Below are 1,000 nucleotides of genomic sequence, written 5' to 3' on the forward strand. Positions count from 1 at the left end.
GGTCAAGTCCCGTGTAGTGGTGTAGCGGTCTAGCTTTCGGCTCGGTATGAAGTTCGGGGTTTTGGGTTAGGCGGTTAGCTGGTGTTGGTCGCCATGATCACCTCCTGGGTGGTGCATGAGGTGTTTGGTGTGTTCGAGTGCGGACAGTGACATGTAGCGCTTTTGTTGGATCCAATCGTCGTGCTGCTCGGCAAGAACCGCACCGACAAGCCGGATGATGGATTCGCGGTTCGGGAAGATGCCCACGACATCGGTGCGCCGGCGGATCTCCCTGTTTAACCGCTCGGTGGGGTTGTTCGACCACACCTTCGTCCAGACTGGTTTCGGCGCTGCGGTAAACGCCAACACCTCATCAAGCGACTCCTCCAGATAGGCCGCAACCTGCGGGAATTTCGGCTCCAACAAGTCGACGACCTCCCGGGCTTGTCCCCAAGTAGATGAGGCATCGGGTTGCTGGAAGATGGTCTGGAACATCGCAGAGACCATCGGCCACTGTGTCTTCGGGACCTTTTCGTAGAGGTTTTTCGCGAAGTGGGTGCGGCACCGCTGCCACGACGCATCAGGCAGCACTTCAGAAATAGCGTGCTGGATGCCTTCGTGGGCGTCACTGGTGATAAGGAAGACACCACGAAGCCCGCGGGCTTTTAAGTCCTGGAAGAAGCCTTTCCACGACGCGTTGGATTCCGCGGTGGCGACATGCATGCCGAGTATTTCGCGGTAGCCGTCGGCGTTGACACCGGTGGCAAGTAGTAGGCAGCATTTGACCACCCGGCCGCCTTCACGCACTTTGATCGTCAGTGCATCACACGACAGGTAGGCATACCCGCCGGGGTTCAGGGGGCGGTTTTTGAAGTCTTCGACCATCTCGTCGAGTTCTTCTGACATGCGTGAGACTTGGGATTTCGACATGTTGGAAATCCCAAGTGTTGCCACCAGATCGTTCATCCTACGGGTGGAAACCCCTTTGAGATAGCAGGTCGCGATCACAGTCGATAAGGCT

Annotated in this window: 1 protein-coding gene; it reads right to left on the reverse strand. The window is 57.2% G+C overall.

Annotation, left to right across the window (positions count from 1 at the left end):
- Nucleotides 1-66: 66 nt before the first annotated feature.
- On the reverse strand, nt 67-1,000 hold a 934-nt coding region (locus HMPREF3174_RS05060; RefSeq protein ID WP_070448136.1), incomplete at its 5' end, for an IS256 family transposase.

It is taken from the genome of Trueperella sp. HMSC08H06 (genome assembly GCF_001808465.1).
Lineage (GTDB): Bacteria > Actinomycetota > Actinomycetes > Actinomycetales > Actinomycetaceae > Trueperella > Trueperella bernardiae.